Below are 17,686 nucleotides of genomic sequence, written 5' to 3'. Positions count from 1 at the left end.
TCCCGTCGCACGAAGGGTCGGTATCCCGAGGGATACCGACCCTTCGTGCGATCGGAGTCAGGCCTCCGGGTCGCTGTGCACCATCCAGGCGATGCCGTAGCGGTCGACGAGCATGCCGTAGGTGCCGCCCCACGGCGGGGTGTCGAGCGGCATCGTGATGGTGGCGCCGTCGGACAGCGCATCCCAGACCTCCTGAGCGCGCGCCTTCGTGTTGCCGCTCAGCGACACCGAGATGCCCGCGGGCTTCTCGTAGGGAACACCGTCGGGGGTGTCGGCGCCCATGAGCACGAGACCGTCGGAGGTGGTGAGTCGAGCGTGCATGACGAGCGACTGCTGGTCGGGGTTCTCGACCATTCCGGGATAGTCGCCGAACGTGGTGACCTCGAGGTCGCCCCCGAGCGCGTCGCGATAGAACTCCATCGCCTCGCGGGCTTCGGTGCGGAAGGACAGGTACGGGTTCAGAAAGGGCATGGTTGCTCCTGGTCGACGGATGCCTGCGGGCCGAGGCAGCAACATTCTGCGCGGGGGTCGGGCGCGGTTCAAGACACCGTGAGCGGTATATCTCCCGTGTCGCGAGGTGTCAGTCGGGCAGCGCGCGCGCCGCGGCCGCGAGCACCTGCGGCACGGACGGAACGCCCTCGGCGCGGAAGACGACCGCTCCCGCGTCGTCGCGGATGACGACCGTCGGCGTCGAGCGGATGTCGAGCGCTTCGGCGGCATCCGGATCGCGGGCCACGTCGATCTCGGTGACGGCGGCGTCGGAGAGGAAGCGCGCGGCGTCGTGCAGCACGGCACGGGTGCGGGCGCACGCGCCGCAGAACGACGATGACACGAGCGTCAGTTCCATGCGAGCCTCCCGGATGCTGTGTGCAGTGCAACCGCCGGGGCGACGACGATGTTCCCTCGCTACTCCCGGTCGAGGCCGAACGTGCGCTTCACGAGCGCCCGGACGTCGCGGTCGAGACCGTCGATCCGGGCGCCGACCGCCTCGAAGCGGCCCCGCATCTCTTCGCGCAGCCCTCCGATCTCGGCGCGCAGCACGCGGACGAACAGGGTCGACACGATCGTCATCATGCCGATCGTGGTGGCGATGAAGGCTCCGATCATCGTCCAGATCTGGGGTTCGGTCACGGCGATCATGCTCCTATTGTGCGGACGGACCTCCAGGCTGCCAAGCCGTCATCCGGGCCCGCCCACCCGGGCACGGGAGCTGGGGACAACCGCTATCTTCCGCGATCGGTGGAGGAAGAGTCGTCGTCGCCGAGGGGGCGTTTCGACGACGGATGCAGCACCCCGGACGCGGCTCCGAGCACCGCTCCCGCGATCGTGTCGACGATCCGTTCCCCGGCGACGTCGATCGATCCGATGGTGCCGGTCGCGGCGCCGGTGAGCAGCAGCACCAGCGGCGTGATGAACACCAGGGCCAGTGCGTAGTGGCGCACGACGACGAGCTCGATCGTGAACTGCAGCGCCCCGAGCAGCAGCGCCAACCAGATGCCCGCCGGGTGGAGCAGTGCGAGGACGAGGTACAGGCCGGCGCCGACGATCGTGCCGAGCATCCGGTGCAGGCCCCGTTGGAAGGCGGCGCGTCGTGCCGCCGCCACGCCGATCACCGCGACCGCCGATCCCACGATCCAGTACGTGCGATCGGGATCGACGACGAGCCCCAGCAGCACGCCGACCACGGCAACGATCGCCACGCGCAGCAGCAGCATCCGTCCGTCCGCGTCGAGGTGCGGCCCGGGCAGCAGCTCGCGAAGGGGGCGTGCCCCGACCGCCCGCGTGCGGGCGCGCAGGAGCGGGACGAGCGCGACCAGGAACGAGAAGAGGCATCCGCCCGCCAGCGCCGCCAGGTAGACGAGCGGGGCGATGGCCCCCGTGCCGATGACATGGGCGGTCAGACCGAACACCAGCACGAAGAACAGCGGTCCCGGTGGCCCGAGTCGGAAACCGAAGGCGAGCGCCGCGCTGACGATCGCGACGACCACGACGCCCACGGCGGCGGCCACCGTGCTGGGGGCGACGAGGGCGCCGCCGGCGGCGCTCGCGATCAGTCCCGCCGCGACGAATGGCAGGATGCGGGCGCGATCGACCACCGGGGCCGACCCGGCGTAGAGCACCGTGAACGCGCCGGTCGCGGCGACGTAGCCCAGCGGAGCGTGGCCGAGAAGACCGAGGACGGCGATCGGCGCGGCGATGCCGATCGATGCCTGCAGGGCGAGATGCCATCGCCTCCCGCGCGACGGGGTGAAGGCGAACAGACTCACCCCTCCATTCTCCTCCCGGTCGGCCGCGCCCCCGACCACACCGGTCGATACGATGGCGACGTGACGGCTGCGAGCGTACGACCCGGAATCGAGGAACGTCTCTCGCGGATGCTCCGCCTCCCGACCGTGTCCGCAGAACTCTACGAGCGGGGCAGCGGCCCGTTCGACGAGTTCGTCGCCCTGCTGGCCGAGCTCTACCCGCTGGTGCATGCGCACCTCGAGCGCGAGCGCATCACCGACCACGGGCTCCTCTTCCGGTGGGCGGCGCGTGACGGGGCATCCGGTGATCCGGTCGTGCTCATGGCGCATTACGACGTCGTTCCGGTCGACGAGAGCGACGCGTGGACGCACCCGCCGTTCGACGGTGTCATCGCCGATGGACTCGTGTACGGGCGAGGCGCGCTCGACGACAAGGGCCCGCTGATGGTCATTCTGGAGGCGGTCGAGAACCTGCTGGCCGCGGGTTTCGCCCCGCCACGGGACGTGTATCTGTCGTTCGGGGGCAACGAGGAGACCTACGGGAACGCCGCCCGAACGATCGCGTCCGTGCTGCAGGGGCGGGGCGTCGTACCGTGGCTCGTCGTCGACGAGGGCGGCGCGGTGGTCGACGCTCCGCTGCCGTTCGTCCCCGGTCGTGCGGCGATGATCGGCGTGGGCGAGAAGGGTGTGCTGACCGTTCGCCTGTCCGCCCGCGGCGAGGGCGGTCACGCATCGGCGCCACCCTCGCGCACCGCCGTCCGGCGGGTCGCTCGGGCGGTCGAGCGGCTCGGGCCGGGCACCTTCCGGCCCCGTGCTCCGAAGGCGATCCTGACGATGCTCGCCCGTCTCGCTGACCGCACACCGGGTGCGCCTCGCCACCTCCTCCGCCTGCTCTCGGTCGCGCCTCTGCTCACTGCGCGTCTCTTCGCGATGCTCGGCGGCGAACCCGCGGCGCTGGTACGCACGACGATCGCTCCGACGATGCAATCCGGCGGAACCGCGGCGAACGTCCTGCCGTCGCAGGCGTCCGCGACGATCAACCTCCGCATCGCGCTCGGCGAGACGACGCAGCAGACCGTGCTCCGTCTGCGTCGACGCATCCGCGACCCGCTCGTGCGGGTCGAGGTGCTCGAGGCCAGCGAACCGTCGCCGGAGTCGCCCACAGACAACGCTCCGTTCGCGCTGCTCGGCGAGGCGTTGCGGGTCTCGCACCCCGACATCCCGGCCGTGCCGTACGTGATGATGGCTGCGACCGACTCGCGCCACTTCCACCGGTTCGCGTCGGCGGTCTACCGCTTCGCCCCGCTCGATATGTCCAATGCGCAGCGCGCGTCGATCCACGGCGTCGACGAGCGGGTCGAGATCGCCGCCCTCGAGCGCGGCGAGCGCTTCCACCGCGCGCTCCTCGAACGGCTAGTGTGATCCCACACGCCCCGAGGAGCACGCCAGACCCGGATTCCGTGCCGTCGGGGCCGGGAGAGAAGCAGGAGTCGCGATGACGCGCACTCGCACGTTCGGTGCCCTCGCCGCGGTGGTCGGATACCTCGCCTTCGTCGAGTTCACCAGTGGTGTGCTGCAGGGCTACTACACGCCGATGCTGACCGACATCGCCCGCCACCTCGGCATCCACGACGCCGACGTGAACTGGCTGGAGGGATCCCAGCTGATGCTCTCGGCGCTCGTCGTCCCCGCGTTCGCCAAGCTCGGCGACATGGTCGGGCACAAGCGGATGCTCCTGGTCTCCACCGCGCTCACGGCTGTCGCGGCTCTCGTGCTCCCCTTCACCGATTCCTTCGCGGTGTTCCTGGTCGCCTGGACGCTCATGGGGTTCTACGTTGTCTGGCTGCCTCTCGAGATCGCCCTGATCTGGTCGCGCTCCCGCCGTCTGGAGGGTCGAGCCGGCATCACCGCCAAGGCGGCGGGGCTGCTCGTCGCGGCGCTCGAGGGCGGCGCCATCATCGGCGCGCTCGCCGGGGGACAGCTCGTCGACGTCCTGCCCCTCACGGCGGTGCTCCTTGTGCCGGCGGCCCTGATCGTCGTGTGCTTCTTCGTGATCCTGTTCGGAGTCAAGGAGTCGCCGGATCAGAACGGCGGAGTCTTCGATACCGTCGGGTTGGTGCTGATCTCCCTGGCCCTGCTCTGCTTCACGGGAGGGCTCAGCCTGCTGCGCCTCGACGGCGGGGTCGCGAACCCGTTGTCGTGGGCGGTCGTCGTGCTAGGTGTGCTGCTGGTCATCCCGTTCGCGCGGTGGGAGCTGCGGCATCCGGATCCACTGATCGACGTGCGGATGTTCCGGTCGCCGGCGCTCGGTCCGGTCTTCCTCACCGCCGGCCTGTTCGGCGTGAGCGTGCTCGGTGCCCAGGCGCCGCTCTCGACCTTCGCCCGCACCGACCCCGGCGTGAACGGCTACGGCCTCGGGACCAGCGGCTTCCAGACGTCGCTGATCATCGGGCTGTACCTCATCGCGATGATCGCGGGCGCCCTGCTCTTTCCCGTCGTGGCGCGGCGCATCACCCCGCGGCGTGCGCTGCTCCTCGCGTCGTTGCTGGTCGGCGCGGGGTTCCTGCTGTTCGTGCCTTTCCACCAGACCTACGTGCAGGTCGTGGTGAACATGATGATCGCCGGTCTGGGCTCGGGTGCGCTGGTCGCCGCGCTGCCCGCCGCCGCGGCATCGGCCGCCCCGCCGACTCAGACCGGCGTGGCGACGGGGCTGACGAACTCGGTGAAGACGGTCGGGGGAGCCGTCGCGTCGTGCGTGTTCGGCATCGCACTGCTCGGCGGGGCGGCGCAGGTCGCGGGCTCGACCACTGAAAGCACCGCGGGGTCGCTCGCCGGGTACATGACCGTGTGGATCGTGTGCGGGGTGACCGCGGTCGTCGCTGCCTTCTGCCTACTGTTCGTGCCGCGGACGGCGTTCACCGACCGTCCGGTCGAGGCCGAGGTCGCGCCGCTGCTCTGAGCCGCAACGCCTCGCGCCGTCCGTCAGTCGCGGTCCAGGCCGAACGTGCGCTTGACGACGGCCTGGACGTCTCGGTCGAGTCCGTCGATCCGGGCGTTCACGGCGTCGAACCGCGCACTCATCTCGCTGCGCAGTCCGCCGACATGCGTGCTGATCTCGTGACGCAGGCCACCGAGTTGTCCCTCCAGTCCGTCGAGGCGGCCGCGGATGCTTCCCACCTCGGCTCGCACCACTCGCACGAACAGCGTCGACACGACTGTGAGCATTCCCAGCATCAGGGAGGTGAAGGCTCCGATCATGACCCAGATCTGCGCATCGTCCATGAAACCCATCCCCTCATCGTCGCATCGTCGAGATCAAGGTTCCAGGATGGTCCGGGGTGAGATTTCGGCCGTCACGTGAACTGTGCAAAAGGAAGAGATCTGCCCGCTCGTGCAGAGAGAGTCACTTCGCGCACCTGGCCGAGGGCGGTCTGCTCGGTCGGTCAGACCTCGATGCCATGATCCTCGTCGTTGACTCCGGCGTTGTGACCGCGGCGCGATTCGTACCCGAGGAACCACCCGATCCAGACGATCGCGGCGAGGAGGATGCCGAGCCAGACGTTCTGGAGGATCAGGCCGATGACGACCCCGAGCACGAGGAGCCCGGCGGTGACGGACAGACGCAGCAGGAGACGGCGACGGGAAGCGGACATGCCGCCAGCCTAGGTGCTCCGCTTTGTCGGGGCGGTCACCGCTGCCGGTGATCCTCGGGGGCCAGACGCGGGCCCCGACGCGGCTCCTGCACGCCGCTCGCGTGGATGAGGCGCAGCACGCGCTGGCGGTGCCCCTGCCAGGGCGCGAGGAGCGCGAGCATGCCGTCGTCGTCGGTGCGGGAGCCCGTGAGCGCGTAGCCGACCTGGTGGGCCAGGTGGTAGTCGCCGACGCTCACGGCGTCGGGATCGCCGAGTGCCCGGATGCGGGTCTCGGCCGACGTCCACGGTCCGACCCCCGGCAGGCTCGTGAGGATGCGCTCCCGCTCCGCGCCGATCTCGGTGCCGCGCGCGGCTCGTTCGATGCTGTCGCCGCGCTGCGCCGCCCGCACGATCGTCTTCGACTGCGGCGGCTCGACTCCGGCCCGCTGCCAGGTCCAGGAGGGGATGGTGCGCCAGACCGCAGCCGGGGGAGCGGCGGCCATCGCACGCGGCGTCGGCCCGGGCGCGCGCTCGCCGAAGCGGGCCACGAGGTAGCGCCAGGCGCCGAACGCCTGCATGCCCGTGACCTTCTGCTCGATGATCGCGCAGGCCAACGCGTCGAACACCTCGTCGGTGCGCGCCAGACGGATGCCGGGGTTCCGATGCGCCGCGTCGGCGATCAACGGATGCCCCGACGGGTCGAACCCGGAGGAGTCGTCATCCCGACCGCAGAGCCGCGGTACCCGGTCGAGGGCGTCCTCGGCACCCGGGCCCCAGGCCGTCGCCCTGACCTCGCCTCTGACGGCGCGCAGCGCGAGGGTCGCGATACCGTTCGGAGTGCGCAGTGCCCGCCAGATCACACCGTTCTCGATCACCGTGGTCGGATCGGTTCGACCGCGGCGCAGCATGCCGACCGAGCGGATCAGATCGAGCGGATGAGCCGGCCGGTAGACGGTGTCGCGCGGGGTGCCGGCGGGTGCGACCTCGGTCGCCCCGGCATTCGCGATCATCGTCATGCGCCCACCCTACGTCGGGCGACCGACAATCACGTGGGAGCGATCAGAAGCGGTCGGGGGAGGGGGTGCCGTGGCCGTAACGGATGATGACGTCGGCGTGCCGGTCGAAGCGGTAGCCGATGCCACGGACCGTGCGCACGATGTCCTCGTAGCGACCGAGCTTCGCGCGCAGACGCCGCACGTGCACGTCGATCGTGCGCTCGCCGGGGGTCTCGTCGTCCTGCGCCTGCCACAGGGCCGAGACGAGCTCCGAGCGCTCGATGGTCCGTCCCTCTCGCAGCACGAGGTACTGCAGCAGTTCGAACTCCTTGTAGGTGAACGACGCCGACTCCCCGTCGATGAGCACGCGCTTGCGCGAGATGTCGACGGTGACGCCGCCGTCCTCGTCGGCCTGCTCCTCCTCGGCGGCGGCCTTCGTGCGGGCGATCGCGCCCGGCTCCTGCAGGGCGAGGCGCACGACGTCGAGGTCGCGGCCGCCGGAGCCGTGCGGGGCCAGCGCGACGGTGGCGTGCGTCTCGGCGCCGGGTGCGAGCTCGGCCAGGGTGCGGCGCAGGGCATCGACGAGCAGCGGAAGGCTCACGCCGGCTTCGGCCGCCTTGATCTCGTCGAGGCCCACGTACAGGGCGAAGCCGCGCGGCGAACGGGCGGCGGGCAGGTCGGCGGCGGAGTTCAGCGCGGCGTCCGGCTGTGCGGAGGTGCGGACGGCGGGACGCTCGAGAAGGGCGGTGTTCGACATGATGATGGGGTCCTCAGGACGTGAGCCGAAGGGCTCGGATGCGTTGCATGAATGACCGGGCGAGCCGGGAAGCGAGCACGGGGGTGGATGCTCGGGGACTCAGGCCGCGCAGATAGCGCGAAAACGAGTCGGGCGGGGTGGCTGTTCGTTCAGCGACACATTCGGCAACACATGCCAACGCGACCGGGCATCATCATCCCGGCAGTCCCGTTCGCCTCCTGGGCGGACAAAGGGCGTGCGTTGGTGGTCATGGGGGGATTATGTCCGATCGTGTCCGTTCGTGTCAAAACGACGACACGTCGGCGCGGCGAGCGTAACGTGGATGCGATGACCACCTCGACCCTCGCATCCGGCTTCATCCTCACCGACGAGAAGGACGCCTCGCGCTTCACGCTGACGCGCGACGGACAGCTCGTGAGCGTTCTGGACTACCGCGACGACGGGCGCACGATCGCCCTGACCAGGGCCTTCACCGTGCCGACTTTCCGCGGTCACGGCTACGCCGGTGTCGTCGTCGAAGGTGCGGTGGCGGAGATCGAGGCGCGGGGCGATCGCAAGGTCGCGGCGGTCTGCTGGTACGTCTCCGACTGGTTCTCCGCGCATCCGGAGAAGGCCGCCCTGTTGCGCTCGCGATGACGTCGCGTATGTGACGCCGTATGACGTTCGCCCGGTCGCCGATCGATGCGTCGGCGGCTTCGACGGCACGCCTCGGCGGCAATGTCGGAGGGGGTCCGTAGCGTGAGGGCATGCGAATCCTGCACACCTCCGACTGGCACATCGGGCGCACCTTCCACGGCAACGCGACGCTCGACGCCCTCGCCGAGGTTCTGCGCGCGCTCACCGCGCAGGTGCGCGAGAACGATGTCGACGCGGTCGTCGTCGCGGGCGACGTGTTCGATTCCGCCACTCCGTCCGCCGCGGCCTACACGCTGCTCGGCGATGCGCTCGTCGACCTGCACGCGACGGGCGCGGCGGTCATCGTCACGAGCGGCAATCACGATTCCGCGGCACGGCTCGGATTCCAGGCTCGTCTGCTCCGCGACGGCATCCACGTGCTCACCGACCCGACGGCCATCGCCGCCCCCGTCACGCTGAGCGATGCGCACGGGCCCGTGCACTTCTTCGGCATCCCCTATCTCGAACCGGCGATCGTGCGCCAGCACTGGCCCGAGGGCGATGCGGCGGGGCGTCCCCTCCGCACGCAGGCCCAGACCATGGCGCACGCCATGGATCTCGTTCGTCGTGGCATGACCGAGCACGGCGGGCGCTCGGTCGCGGTGGCGCATTGCTTCGCCGCCGGCGTCGACGCCACGCTCGGACTCGAACGCGAGGTGCGCCAGGGCGGTCTCGACGTCGTGCCGCTCGAGGTCTTCGACGGCCCCGACTACGTGGCGCTCGGGCACATCCACGGTCGCAACCAGCTGAGCGACCGCGTGCGGTACGCGGGTGCGCCGCTGCACTACAGCTTTGGCGAGCAGCACAAGCCGCGAGGGTCGTGGCTGGTCGACCTCGACGCCGACGGCCTCGCCGATGTGCGATGGCTCGATCTGCCGGTGCCCCGCCGGCTGGTGACGCTCACCGGCACCCTCGATGAGATCCTCAGCGACGACAACGCGCGGGCGCACGCCGAGTCGTGGGTCTGCGCCGTCTACACCGACACGCTGCCGCAGACCGAACCCATGCGACGGCTGCGGGAGCGCTTCCCGTACTGCGCGATGGTGCAGCACGCTCCTCTCGAGTCGACCGACGAGGGGAAGGGGTCGTACGCCGCTCGGCTGCGCACGGCGCAGAGCGACGACGAGCGCATCGCATCGTTCCTCGCGCACGTCCGGGCCGGCGCGGGGCCGAGCGAACGCGAGCAGCAGCTCATCCGCGACGTGCTCGACGACCGTGTGCGCGAAGAGGCGCTCGTCTAGATGCGCCTGCACCGACTCGAGGTCGAGGGATTCGGCCCGTTCCGTTCGCGCCAGGTCGTCGACTTCGACGAGTTCGTCGATGACGGCATCTTCCTCATCGCGGGGCGAACCGGGGCCGGTAAGTCGAGCATCCTCGACGCGGTCTGCTTCGGCCTCTACGGCGGAGTGCCCCGATACGACGGGGGCGAGAAGCGGCTGCGCAGCGATTACTGCGCCCCCGATGATCTCTCGCAGGTCGTCGTCGAGTTCAGCACCCCTGCGGGGCGCTACCGGGTCACCCGTTCTCCCGAGTACCTGCGGCCCGCGAAGCGCGGGTCGGGGCTCACCAAGCAAGCCGCGGCCGCCGCGCTCGACGAGAAGACGGATGCCGGGTGGATCGGACGCGCGGCCAGGGCGGTCGACGTCGCCCACGCGCTCGAGGAGATCCTGCAGCTGACCCGTGAGCAGTTCCTCCAGGTCATCCTGCTCGCCCAGAACCGCTTCTCGGAGTTCCTGCTCGCGGGCAGCAAGGAGCGACAGGCGCTGTTGCGGCGCCTCTTCGGCACCGAGCGCTTCGAAGACGTGCAGGCGCGCTTCGACGAGCGGCGGCGGGCGTCGGAACAGGTCCTCGGCCAGCGGCTCGCGCAGCTCGAGGCACGCCTCGACGAGGCCGAGGCGCTCGTCGAGGTGGAGGGGCTCGGCCCGCCGGACGACGACCTCGTCGCCGCTGCGCCGGCTCTCGACACGGCGCCGACTCTCGACACTGCGGCGAGGATCGACGCCCTGCGACGTGCAGAGGCGCGCGCGGCGTACCGCGTCGAGCGACGCTTCGCCGAACGCGACGACGCCGAACGGGCCATGACCGCTGCGGACGCGCACCGGGCGGAGGTGCGGGATCAGCAGATCGCGCAGACCGAACGCGACCGTTCGCGTGCAGCGTTGGCGGCGCTCGACGCCGAGGCGCCGCAGATCGAGAGCCTGCGCGCCGACCTCGAGCGCGCCCGTGCGGCCGAGACGCTGCGGGGCGTGATCGACCTCGTCGACCGAGCTCGGCGCGATGCCGATGACGCGGAGCACGTCGAGAGCGCTGCGGCCGAGGCCTGGAAGCTGCTCGAGATCGACGACGCAGGAGAGACCGTCGACGCCCTCCGGGCATGGGCGTCGGCGCGCACGCGCGAGAGCGGCGAATGGGAGCACGCGGCGCGACTGGAGGAGCAGCAGGGATCACGCGTCGCCGCGATCGCGGAGGCGCAGGAGACCCTGACCGCGGCCCTCGGGCGGCTCGACCAGCTCGGGCGAGAGCGCGGCGAGCTGCCGGACGCGCTGGCGCGCGTGCGCGCGGCACGCGAAGACGCGGGCCGCCGGGCCGACCGTCTCGACGACCTGACGGCACTTCGCGACCGCGCCATCGTGCGTGGTGAGGCCGTGCAACAGCTCGAACGGCTGCGTGACGAGTCCGCGGCCGCCGAACGCGCGCTCGCCGAAGCCAGCGAGGTCGTCGCCGTCGCGCAGACCGACCTCGCGACGCTGCGGCGTCGGCGGCTCGACGGCTATGCCGGAGAGCTCGCCACGACGCTGACGGACGACGCGCCGTGCCCCGTGTGCGGGGCGACCGAGCATCCGGCGCCGGCGGAGCACGCGGATCCGGTGTCGGCCGACGACATCGACCGGGCCGAAGCCGCCCGCGACGGCGCGGCACAGGTCGAGCGCGCCGCGTCGGAGCGCGTGTCCGACGTGCGCGTTCGCATCGCCGCCGCCGAGACCCTGGCAGAGGGGCGCACGCCCGAGACCGCTCTCGACGAACTCGCCGCCCTCGAAGCCGAGCGAGGGGCCGCCCTCGCAGCCCGGACGTCGCGCGACGAGCTCGACACCGAGATCGCGCAGCTCACCTCCCGCGCCTCCGCTCTCGACGGTGAGCATGCTCGCGCCGAGCAGGCGGTAGGGGAGGCGCGGGCCGCCCTCGCCGCTCTCGAGCAGAGCGAGCGCGACGCCGAGGCTCTGATCCGTGCGGCGCGCGGCGACGCGAAGACGGTGCGGCAGCGCATCGCGGCCGCGTCGGTCGGCATCGACGCTGCGAGCGCGCTCGCCGTCGCGAGAGAGGCCCTCTCGTCACGGCGCACCGCTCTCGACGAGGCGCTGACTGCGCAGCACTCCGCGCTCGCCGATTCGCCGCTCGACTCGGTCGACGACGCCCGCGCGGCTCTGCAGCCCGCTCGCGAGCGGGAGGCATGGGAGGAGCGCATCCGGCGCTACGCGGTGCGGCTCGAGACCGAGAAAGGCATCCTCCTCCCGCTCGAGATGCGGGCGCTCCCCGAAGAGCCGATCGATCCGGCCCCGGCCGAGGCGGCGGCGGCCGAAGCTCGCTCGGCCTGGCATTCGGCCGTCGAGGTCGCGGGACGGGCGCAGGTGGTCGTCGAACGCCTGGGTGCTCTTCTTGCGGCGGCGACCGCCGAGCACGCGAGGAGCGCCGATGAGGCGGCGGAGCACGAGGTGATCCAAGGGCTGGCCGACGCCATCGCCGGCCGAGGGGCGAACACCCGCAAGATGACCCTCGAGACCTTCGTGCTCGCTGCCGAGCTGGAAGAGATCGTGGAGGCCGCGAACCGGCGACTGCACGACATGTCGACCGGTCGCTACCAGCTCCGGCACTCCGACGCGCTGGCTGCGCGGGGTGCCGCGTCCGGGCTGGGCATCGTCGTGCACGACGCGTTCACCGGTCAGACACGACCGGCACAGTCGCTCTCCGGCGGCGAGACGTTCCTCAGCTCACTGGCGCTCGCGCTCGGTCTGGCCGAGGTGGTCACCGCGCGCGCCGGCGGCATCCGCCTCGACACCCTCTTCATCGACGAGGGGTTCGGATCGCTCGACGGCGACACCCTCGACGTGGCGATGCGCACGCTCGACGAGCTGCGGCAGGGCGGGCGCACCGTCGGCGTCATCAGCCACGTCGAGGCGATGCAGGACCAGATTCCCGCTCAGTTGCGGGTGCGAGCAACGAGCGAGGGTCCGAGCGTCATCGAGACCCGCTGAGGTGTCGCGGGCGGGTCGCAGCGCGACCGGCGCAGCGGCTGCGGGAGGCGACGGCGACGCTCAGACGCCGTATTCGCGTCGCACGACCTCGCGCAGCTGCGCGCTGCATCGGGCGATCGCCTCGCGGAAGTCGAGAAGCGCACCGTCCTCGGCGCGATCCGAGATCGCCCGGAAGGCGCGGATCGGTACCCCGAACTGCTGGGCGACCCAGATGTACGCGTAGGTCTCCATGTCGACGAGACCTGCGCCGGACGGGCGGATGACCGCGGTGATCCCCGCATCGCCGACGAAGCTGTCGCCGGTCGCGATCAGCACGCCCTCGCGTCCCGTCGAGACCCGCGCGGGCAGCGACACGTGCTGCCCGGGAACTCCGTCGAGGTCGAAGACGTCGTGCTGCAATGCGCTGCCGATCTCGTGCACCTCGGCCGCGAGCCCGGGGTCGATACCGCCCGCGGTCCCGACGACCACGACCTCGTCGTAGTCGCCGGCGCTCAGCGCCCGCGTGAGGGCGTACGTCGCCTGCATCTTGCCCTCGCCCGTGACGAGCCGGTCGAATCCGGGGAGGTCCTCGGGGAAAGCCTGCAGTTCGGATGCCATGGCGGCGACGAGGAGCTTCACCCCGCCATCCTGCCAGGCGGCAAGGATACGAGCGAACCGGGGCCGCGTGTCAACCGTCATGACGCCGTAACAGCGGGAGACCATAGTGGGGTTCAGACGAGTGGAGGAACCGTGTCCCTGCAGAAGCAGATCTCTGAAGCCCTCGGCGTCCGCGCCGAGATCGACCCGCAGGCCGAGGTGGAGCGCCGCGTGCAGTTCCTGGCCGACTACCTGCGCAGCACAGGCGCGAAGGGGTTCGTCCTCGGCATCTCCGGGGGCCAGGACTCGACCCTCGCCGGCAGGCTGGCGCAGCTGGCCGTCGAGCGCGTGCGCGCCGAGGGCGGTGAGGCCCGCTTCCTCGCGGTGCGCCTGCCCTACCGTGTGCAGCACGATGCGGAGGATGCCGAGGCGGCGCTGGCCTTCATCGCCCCCGACTCCTCGGTCGAGGTGAACATCCAGAACGGCGTCGACGGCGTCGAGACCGACATCGAGTTCGCCGTCACCAGCGACATCACCGACTTCAACCGGGGCAACATCAAGGCGCGACTGCGCATGGTGACGCAGTACGCGCTCGCGGGGCACGAGGGTGCGCTCGTGATCGGCACGGATCACGCCGCGGAGGCGGTCACCGGTTTCTACACGAAGTTCGGCGACGGCGCCGCCGACATCCTGCCGCTGTCGGGGCTGACCAAGCGCCAGGGTCGCGCACTGCTGCAGTCGCTCGACGCCCCCGACCGTCTGACCTTCAAGGTCCCCACGGCCGACCTGCTCGACGGGCAGCCGGGGCGAGCCGACGAAGACGAGCTGGGACTCACGTACGAGCAGATCGACGACTTCCTCGAGGGACGCGAGATCGACGCCGACGCGGCGCGACGGATCGAGGAGCGGTACGTGGCGACCCAGCACAAGAGGGAGCTGCCGGTCGGACCCGACGACACGTGGTGGCGCTGAGCGGCGGCGACGGCGGGCGGCGCCGAGGCGCGGCGTGCTAGCGGCGGCGTCCATGTCGGATGCCGCGGCTAGGGTCGAAGCACGACGGAATGGAGCATCGTGCGGATCGACACCCAGGCGCAACGCGTCATCTGGAGCGCCAGCGACCTGAAGGCCGCTGCCGAGTGCGAGTTCGCGTGGTCACGCGCGATCGATGCCAAGCTCGGGCGCGTTCCGGCGGTGGAGGAGCCCGAAGACGCGACGTTGGCGCGCGCCGCGCTGCTCGGCGACGTGCACGAGCGCGCCGTGCTCGCCCGCTACGTCGACGAGCTGGGCGACGCGGCGGTGCACCGGGTCGCGCAGGTCTCGTCGCGCGATCCTGAGGCGCTCGACCGGGCGGTGGCCGAGAGCATCGCGGCACTGCGATCGGATGCGGAGGTCGTCTTCCAGGCGGCGTTCGCGACCGACGAGTTCGTCGGATTCGCGGACTTCCTCCGGCGAGACGTCGACGGTCGTTGGCGGGTGCAGGACTCGAAGCTCGCCCGCAAAGCACGAGTGACCGCGCTCATGCAGCTCGCGGCATACGTCGATCAGCTCGACCGTCTGGGCGTGTCGAGATCCGACGAGGTCGACCTGATCCTGGGCGACGGCACCCTCAGCACGCATGCGGTTGACGACCTCCTGCCCCTCTTCCAGGTGCGCCGTGCACGTCTGCGAGCGCTCATCGCCGACCGGAACGTCGCCGAGGGTGCCGCGGGGGCGCCCTTGGCGTGGGGAGACGACCGGGGCGATCTGCAGGTCGTCGCATGCGGCCGCTGCGCCACCTGCGAGGAGCAGGTGACCGCGCACCGCGACCTCCTGATGGTCGCCCGCATGCGACCGGTGCAACGCGCGAGGCTTCGTGACGCGGGCATCCGCACCATCGACGACCTCGCCCACGCCACTGCGGCGCCGGACGGCATGAACGGCGACACCTTCGCCAACCTCCGGGCGCAGGCCGCGCTTCAGCTGCGGGCGGAGGCCGAGGGGGCGGCGACGTTCGAGGTCCACTACGCCCCTGCCATCCACACGCTGCCGGTGCCCAGCCACGGCGACATCTTCTTCGATTTCGAGGGCGACCCTCTCTACACCGAGGCGGCCCCGGTCGGCGAGTCCCACTGGGGTATCGACTACCTGTTCGGCTGGGTCGACAACGCCGACCAGTACTCGGCGCTCTGGGCCCACACATTCGCCGAGGAGCGGCGGGCGTTCGAGACGTTCCTCGACTTCGTCGCGGTGCGGCGGGCGGCGCATCCGGGTATGCACATCTACCACTACGCGCCCTACGAGACGTCGCATCTGGTCGCCATGGCCGCGCGGCACGGCGTGCGCGAGGCCGAGGTCGACCGCCTGCTCCGGGAGGGCGTGTTCGTCGACCTGTACCCGCTGGTGCTGCGCACGGTGCGCGTCGGATCGCGCTCGTACTCGATCAAGAAGCTCGAGCCGCTCTACATGGGCGACGATGTGCGCACGAGCGAGGTGCAGAAGGGCGACGACTCGATCGTCCAGTACGTGGCCGCCCGCGAGCTGGCGGCGGCCGGGGCGCATGACGAGGCGGATGCCGTGCTCGCCGACCTCGCCGACTACAACCGCTACGACTGCGTCTCCACGCGCCGTCTGCGCAACTGGCTCATCGACATCGCCCGCCGCGAGGGCGTCGCCCCCGCCCCGCCAGACGAAGCCGACCTCGTCGTCTACGAGCCCTCGCCCCGTTCGGTCGCTCTGCTCTCCGATGCCGAGCAGGCGACGGCGGCCGGCGCCGACGGACAGGTGCAGCGCATCGCCGCTGCGGCCATCGACTACTTCCCGCGCGAGGCGAAGAGCTTCTGGGTCTCGCACTTCCAGCGTCTCCGCGAGCCGGTGACGATGTGGGAGGGCACCCGCGACGTGGTCCGGGTGGATGGAGCGGCATCGCGCGTGCGCCGCGACTGGAGCATCGGCGAGGGGCGCCGGGTGATGTCGCGCGACATCGAGGTGCGGGGCGAGGTATCGCCAGGCACCACCCTCGGCGCCGGGGCCCAGCCGTTCGCCCTCTACGAGGCGCCGGCGCCGTTCGACGTCGACGCGCCCACGTCGCGAGCCGTGCATGTGCCGCACGCCGTCACGATCACTGAGCTGCTCGACGACGGGTATCTCGTCACCGAGTCGGCGATTCAGGGACAGACGTGGGACGAGTTGCCGCTCGCCCTCACGCCGCCCGCGCCTCCGCGGGTGGTCTCGCTGCAAGGGGCGATCGACGAGTGGGCGGATGCCGTGCACGCCGCGGCTCCGGAGTTCCCCGCCGACCCGGCGACCGACATCCTCCGTCGGGTACCGCCTCGCACGCTCTCCGGGGCTTCGCTCCCTCCGGCCGGCGACGACACGGTCGACGCGATCGTCCGGGGCGTTCTCGACCTCGATCGCAGCTATCTCGCCGTGCAGGGCCCTCCCGGCACGGGCAAGACGTACACGGGCTCGCGGGTGATCGCGCGACTGGCCAAGGAGCACGGCTTCTCGATCGGCGTCGTCGCGCAGTCGCACGCGATCATCGAGACGCTGCTGGAGCGCGTGGTCGGCGACGGGCTCGCGCCGTCGCAGGTCGCGAAGGCGCCGAAAGACCCCGACGGCGAGCATTCCTTCACGACGATCCCGAAGAACGGCATGGCCGCGTATCTCGCCGAGCATGCGAACGAGGGCGTCGTGGTCGGTGGGACGGCGTGGGACTTCAGCAACACGGCCCGCGTCGACCGCGGGGGTCTCGACCTGCTCGTGATCGACGAAGCGGGACAGTTCTCGCTGGCCTCGACGATCGCGGTGGCCGCGGGCGCGAAACGACTGCTGCTCCTCGGCGACCCGCAACAGCTTCCCCAGGTCAGTCAGGGGGCGCATCCCGAGCCGGTCGACACGTCGGCGCTCGGCTGGGTGATGGACGGCGACGCGGTCGTACGACCGGAGTACGGTTATTTCCTCGCCCGCTCGTGGCGCATGCACCCCTTCGTCGCCGCTCCGGTGTCGCGCCTCGCCTATGCCGGTCGCCTGGCGTCGGCGCCGGGCACCGAGAGACGATCCATCGACGGTGTCGAGCCGGGGCTGCACGTGATCCCGCTCCGGCACCGCGGCAACGCGACGCAGTCGCCGGAGGAGGCCGACGAGGTCGTACGTCTCGTGCGAGACCTCGTGGGCCGATCGTTCACAGACAACGACGAGGCCGCCACGGTGCGCCCGCTCCGCCCGTCCGACATCATCGTCGTCACTCCCTACAACGCCCAGCGCCAGCTCGTGCACGACGCTCTCACGGCGGCCGGGTTCGACGACGTTCCGGTGGGCACCGTCGACAACTTCCAAGGCAAGGAAGCGGTCGTCTCGATCACGTCGCTCGCGGCGTCGAGCGGAAGGGACGCCCCCCGCGGGCCCGAGTTCCTGCTGCTGCAGAACCGGCTCAACGTGGCGATCTCGCGGGCACAGTGCGCGGCCTACCTCATCCACTCCCCGGCGCTGCTCGACGACCTGCCGCGTACCCCCGAGGGCGTCGCGCGCCTGAGCGCGTTCGCCCGCCTGGTCGGCGTCGCCGACTGAGGCGGTCACC

16 protein-coding genes are annotated in these 17,686 nt (G+C 71.1%); 7 read left to right on the top strand and 9 right to left on the bottom strand.

Annotation, left to right across the window (positions count from 1 at the left end):
* Nucleotides 1-57 precede the first annotated feature (57 nt).
* The 4 genes from AC3A3J_RS14550 to AC3A3J_RS14535 form a co-directional block, all read right to left on the bottom strand.
* The gene (locus AC3A3J_RS14550) at nt 58-471 is read right to left on the bottom strand and encodes a VOC family protein (RefSeq protein WP_487672944.1); all 414 of its coding nucleotides are present in this window, start codon (nt 469-471) and stop codon (nt 58-60) included.
* Between the two features lie 109 nt (nt 472-580).
* Nucleotides 581-847 (bottom strand): glutaredoxin family protein, encoded by a 267-nt coding sequence (locus AC3A3J_RS14545; RefSeq protein ID WP_487672943.1) that lies wholly within the window; start codon nt 845-847, stop codon nt 581-583.
* Between the two features lie 59 nt (nt 848-906).
* The gene (locus tag AC3A3J_RS14540; protein WP_487672942.1) at nt 907-1,140 is read right to left on the bottom strand and encodes a hypothetical protein; all 234 of its coding nucleotides are present in this window, start codon (nt 1,138-1,140) and stop codon (nt 907-909) included.
* Nucleotides 1,141-1,223: 83 nt separating this feature from the next.
* Nucleotides 1,224-2,267, bottom strand: a complete 1,044-nt coding sequence (locus AC3A3J_RS14535; RefSeq protein ID WP_487672941.1) for an FUSC family protein — start codon at nt 2,265-2,267, stop codon at nt 1,224-1,226.
* A 126-nt stretch (nt 2,268-2,393) separates the two neighbouring features.
* Here AC3A3J_RS14535 and AC3A3J_RS14530 point away from each other — a divergent pair, with 126 nt between their 5' ends.
* A complete protein-coding gene (locus tag AC3A3J_RS14530) occupies nt 2,394-3,668 on the top strand; it encodes a M20/M25/M40 family metallo-hydrolase (RefSeq protein ID WP_487672940.1) in 1,275 nt (424 codons plus the stop codon).
* Nucleotides 3,669-3,741: 73 nt separating this feature from the next.
* A complete protein-coding gene (locus AC3A3J_RS14525; protein WP_487672939.1) occupies nt 3,742-5,205 on the top strand; it encodes an MFS transporter in 1,464 nt (487 codons plus the stop codon).
* Between the two features lie 23 nt (nt 5,206-5,228).
* Here AC3A3J_RS14525 and AC3A3J_RS14520 read toward each other — a convergent pair whose 3' ends face one another.
* From AC3A3J_RS14520 to AC3A3J_RS14505, 4 genes are all read right to left on the bottom strand, one after another.
* Nucleotides 5,229-5,537 carry a hypothetical protein gene (locus tag AC3A3J_RS14520; RefSeq protein ID WP_487672938.1) on the bottom strand — a complete coding sequence of 103 codons (309 nt, stop codon included), beginning with the start codon at nt 5,535-5,537 and terminating at the stop codon, nt 5,229-5,231.
* A gap of 152 nt (nt 5,538-5,689) precedes the next feature.
* Nucleotides 5,690-5,899 (bottom strand): hypothetical protein, encoded by a 210-nt coding sequence (locus AC3A3J_RS14515; protein ID WP_487672937.1) that lies wholly within the window; start codon nt 5,897-5,899, stop codon nt 5,690-5,692.
* 35 nt (nt 5,900-5,934) lie between these two features.
* Nucleotides 5,935-6,894 carry a DNA-3-methyladenine glycosylase family protein gene (locus AC3A3J_RS14510; protein WP_487672936.1) on the bottom strand — a complete coding sequence of 320 codons (960 nt, stop codon included), beginning with the start codon at nt 6,892-6,894 and terminating at the stop codon, nt 5,935-5,937.
* Between the two features lie 43 nt (nt 6,895-6,937).
* A complete protein-coding gene (locus tag AC3A3J_RS14505) occupies nt 6,938-7,630 on the bottom strand; it encodes a winged helix-turn-helix domain-containing protein (protein ID WP_487672935.1) in 693 nt (230 codons plus the stop codon).
* A 327-nt stretch (nt 7,631-7,957) separates the two neighbouring features.
* Here AC3A3J_RS14505 and AC3A3J_RS14500 point away from each other — a divergent pair, with 327 nt between their 5' ends.
* From AC3A3J_RS14500 to AC3A3J_RS14490, 3 genes are all read left to right on the top strand, one after another.
* Nucleotides 7,958-8,266 (top strand): GNAT family N-acetyltransferase, encoded by a 309-nt coding sequence (locus tag AC3A3J_RS14500; protein ID WP_314645790.1) that lies wholly within the window; start codon nt 7,958-7,960, stop codon nt 8,264-8,266.
* Between the two features lie 110 nt (nt 8,267-8,376).
* Nucleotides 8,377-9,546, top strand: coding sequence for an exonuclease SbcCD subunit D (locus tag AC3A3J_RS14495; protein WP_487672934.1), 1,170 nt, complete (start codon nt 8,377-8,379; stop codon nt 9,544-9,546).
* Nucleotides 9,547-12,555, top strand: coding sequence for an AAA family ATPase (locus tag AC3A3J_RS14490; protein WP_487672933.1), 3,009 nt, complete (start codon nt 9,547-9,549; stop codon nt 12,553-12,555).
* Between the two features lie 60 nt (nt 12,556-12,615).
* Here the strand turns inward: AC3A3J_RS14490 and AC3A3J_RS14485 are convergent, their stop codons facing one another.
* Nucleotides 12,616-13,173 (bottom strand): phosphorylase family protein, encoded by a 558-nt coding sequence (locus AC3A3J_RS14485; RefSeq protein WP_487672932.1) that lies wholly within the window; start codon nt 13,171-13,173, stop codon nt 12,616-12,618.
* A gap of 111 nt (nt 13,174-13,284) precedes the next feature.
* Here AC3A3J_RS14485 and nadE point away from each other — a divergent pair, with 111 nt between their 5' ends.
* Together nadE and AC3A3J_RS14475 are read left to right on the top strand one after the other, a co-directional pair.
* On the top strand, nt 13,285-14,103 hold the full coding sequence (nadE, locus tag AC3A3J_RS14480; protein WP_487672931.1) for an NAD(+) synthase: 819 nt from the start codon (nt 13,285-13,287) through the stop codon (nt 14,101-14,103).
* Between the two features lie 99 nt (nt 14,104-14,202).
* The gene (locus AC3A3J_RS14475; RefSeq protein ID WP_487672930.1) at nt 14,203-17,676 is read left to right on the top strand and encodes a TM0106 family RecB-like putative nuclease; all 3,474 of its coding nucleotides are present in this window, start codon (nt 14,203-14,205) and stop codon (nt 17,674-17,676) included.
* Nucleotides 17,677-17,686: the final 10 nt, after the last annotated feature.

Source organism: Microbacterium sp. Soil_N32, from assembly GCF_057655505.1.
This window is presented reverse-complemented; position numbering and strand designations above follow the sequence as displayed.

What these genes read in the sequence shown, in the direction of transcription:
- AC3A3J_RS14505 (WP_487672935.1), bottom strand. Translation starts at nt 7,630, where the DNA reads ATGTCGAACACCGCCCTTCTCGAGCGTCCCGCCGTCCGCACCTCCGCA.
- AC3A3J_RS14550 (WP_487672944.1), bottom strand. Translation starts at nt 471, where the DNA reads ATGCCCTTTCTGAACCCGTACCTGTCCTTCCGCACCGAAGCCCGCGAG.
- AC3A3J_RS14495 (WP_487672934.1), top strand. Translation starts at nt 8,377, where the DNA reads ATGCGAATCCTGCACACCTCCGACTGGCACATCGGGCGCACCTTCCAC.
- AC3A3J_RS14510 (WP_487672936.1), bottom strand. Translation starts at nt 6,894, where the DNA reads ATGACGATGATCGCGAATGCCGGGGCGACCGAGGTCGCACCCGCCGGC.
- AC3A3J_RS14490 (WP_487672933.1), top strand. Translation starts at nt 9,547, where the DNA reads ATGCGCCTGCACCGACTCGAGGTCGAGGGATTCGGCCCGTTCCGTTCG.
- AC3A3J_RS14500 (WP_314645790.1), top strand. Translation starts at nt 7,958, where the DNA reads ATGACCACCTCGACCCTCGCATCCGGCTTCATCCTCACCGACGAGAAG.
- AC3A3J_RS14520 (WP_487672938.1), bottom strand. Translation starts at nt 5,537, where the DNA reads ATGGGTTTCATGGACGATGCGCAGATCTGGGTCATGATCGGAGCCTTC.
- AC3A3J_RS14525 (WP_487672939.1), top strand. Translation starts at nt 3,742, where the DNA reads ATGACGCGCACTCGCACGTTCGGTGCCCTCGCCGCGGTGGTCGGATAC.
- AC3A3J_RS14545 (WP_487672943.1), bottom strand. Translation starts at nt 847, where the DNA reads ATGGAACTGACGCTCGTGTCATCGTCGTTCTGCGGCGCGTGCGCCCGC.
- AC3A3J_RS14515 (WP_487672937.1), bottom strand. Translation starts at nt 5,899, where the DNA reads ATGTCCGCTTCCCGTCGCCGTCTCCTGCTGCGTCTGTCCGTCACCGCC.
- AC3A3J_RS14540 (WP_487672942.1), bottom strand. Translation starts at nt 1,140, where the DNA reads ATGATCGCCGTGACCGAACCCCAGATCTGGACGATGATCGGAGCCTTC.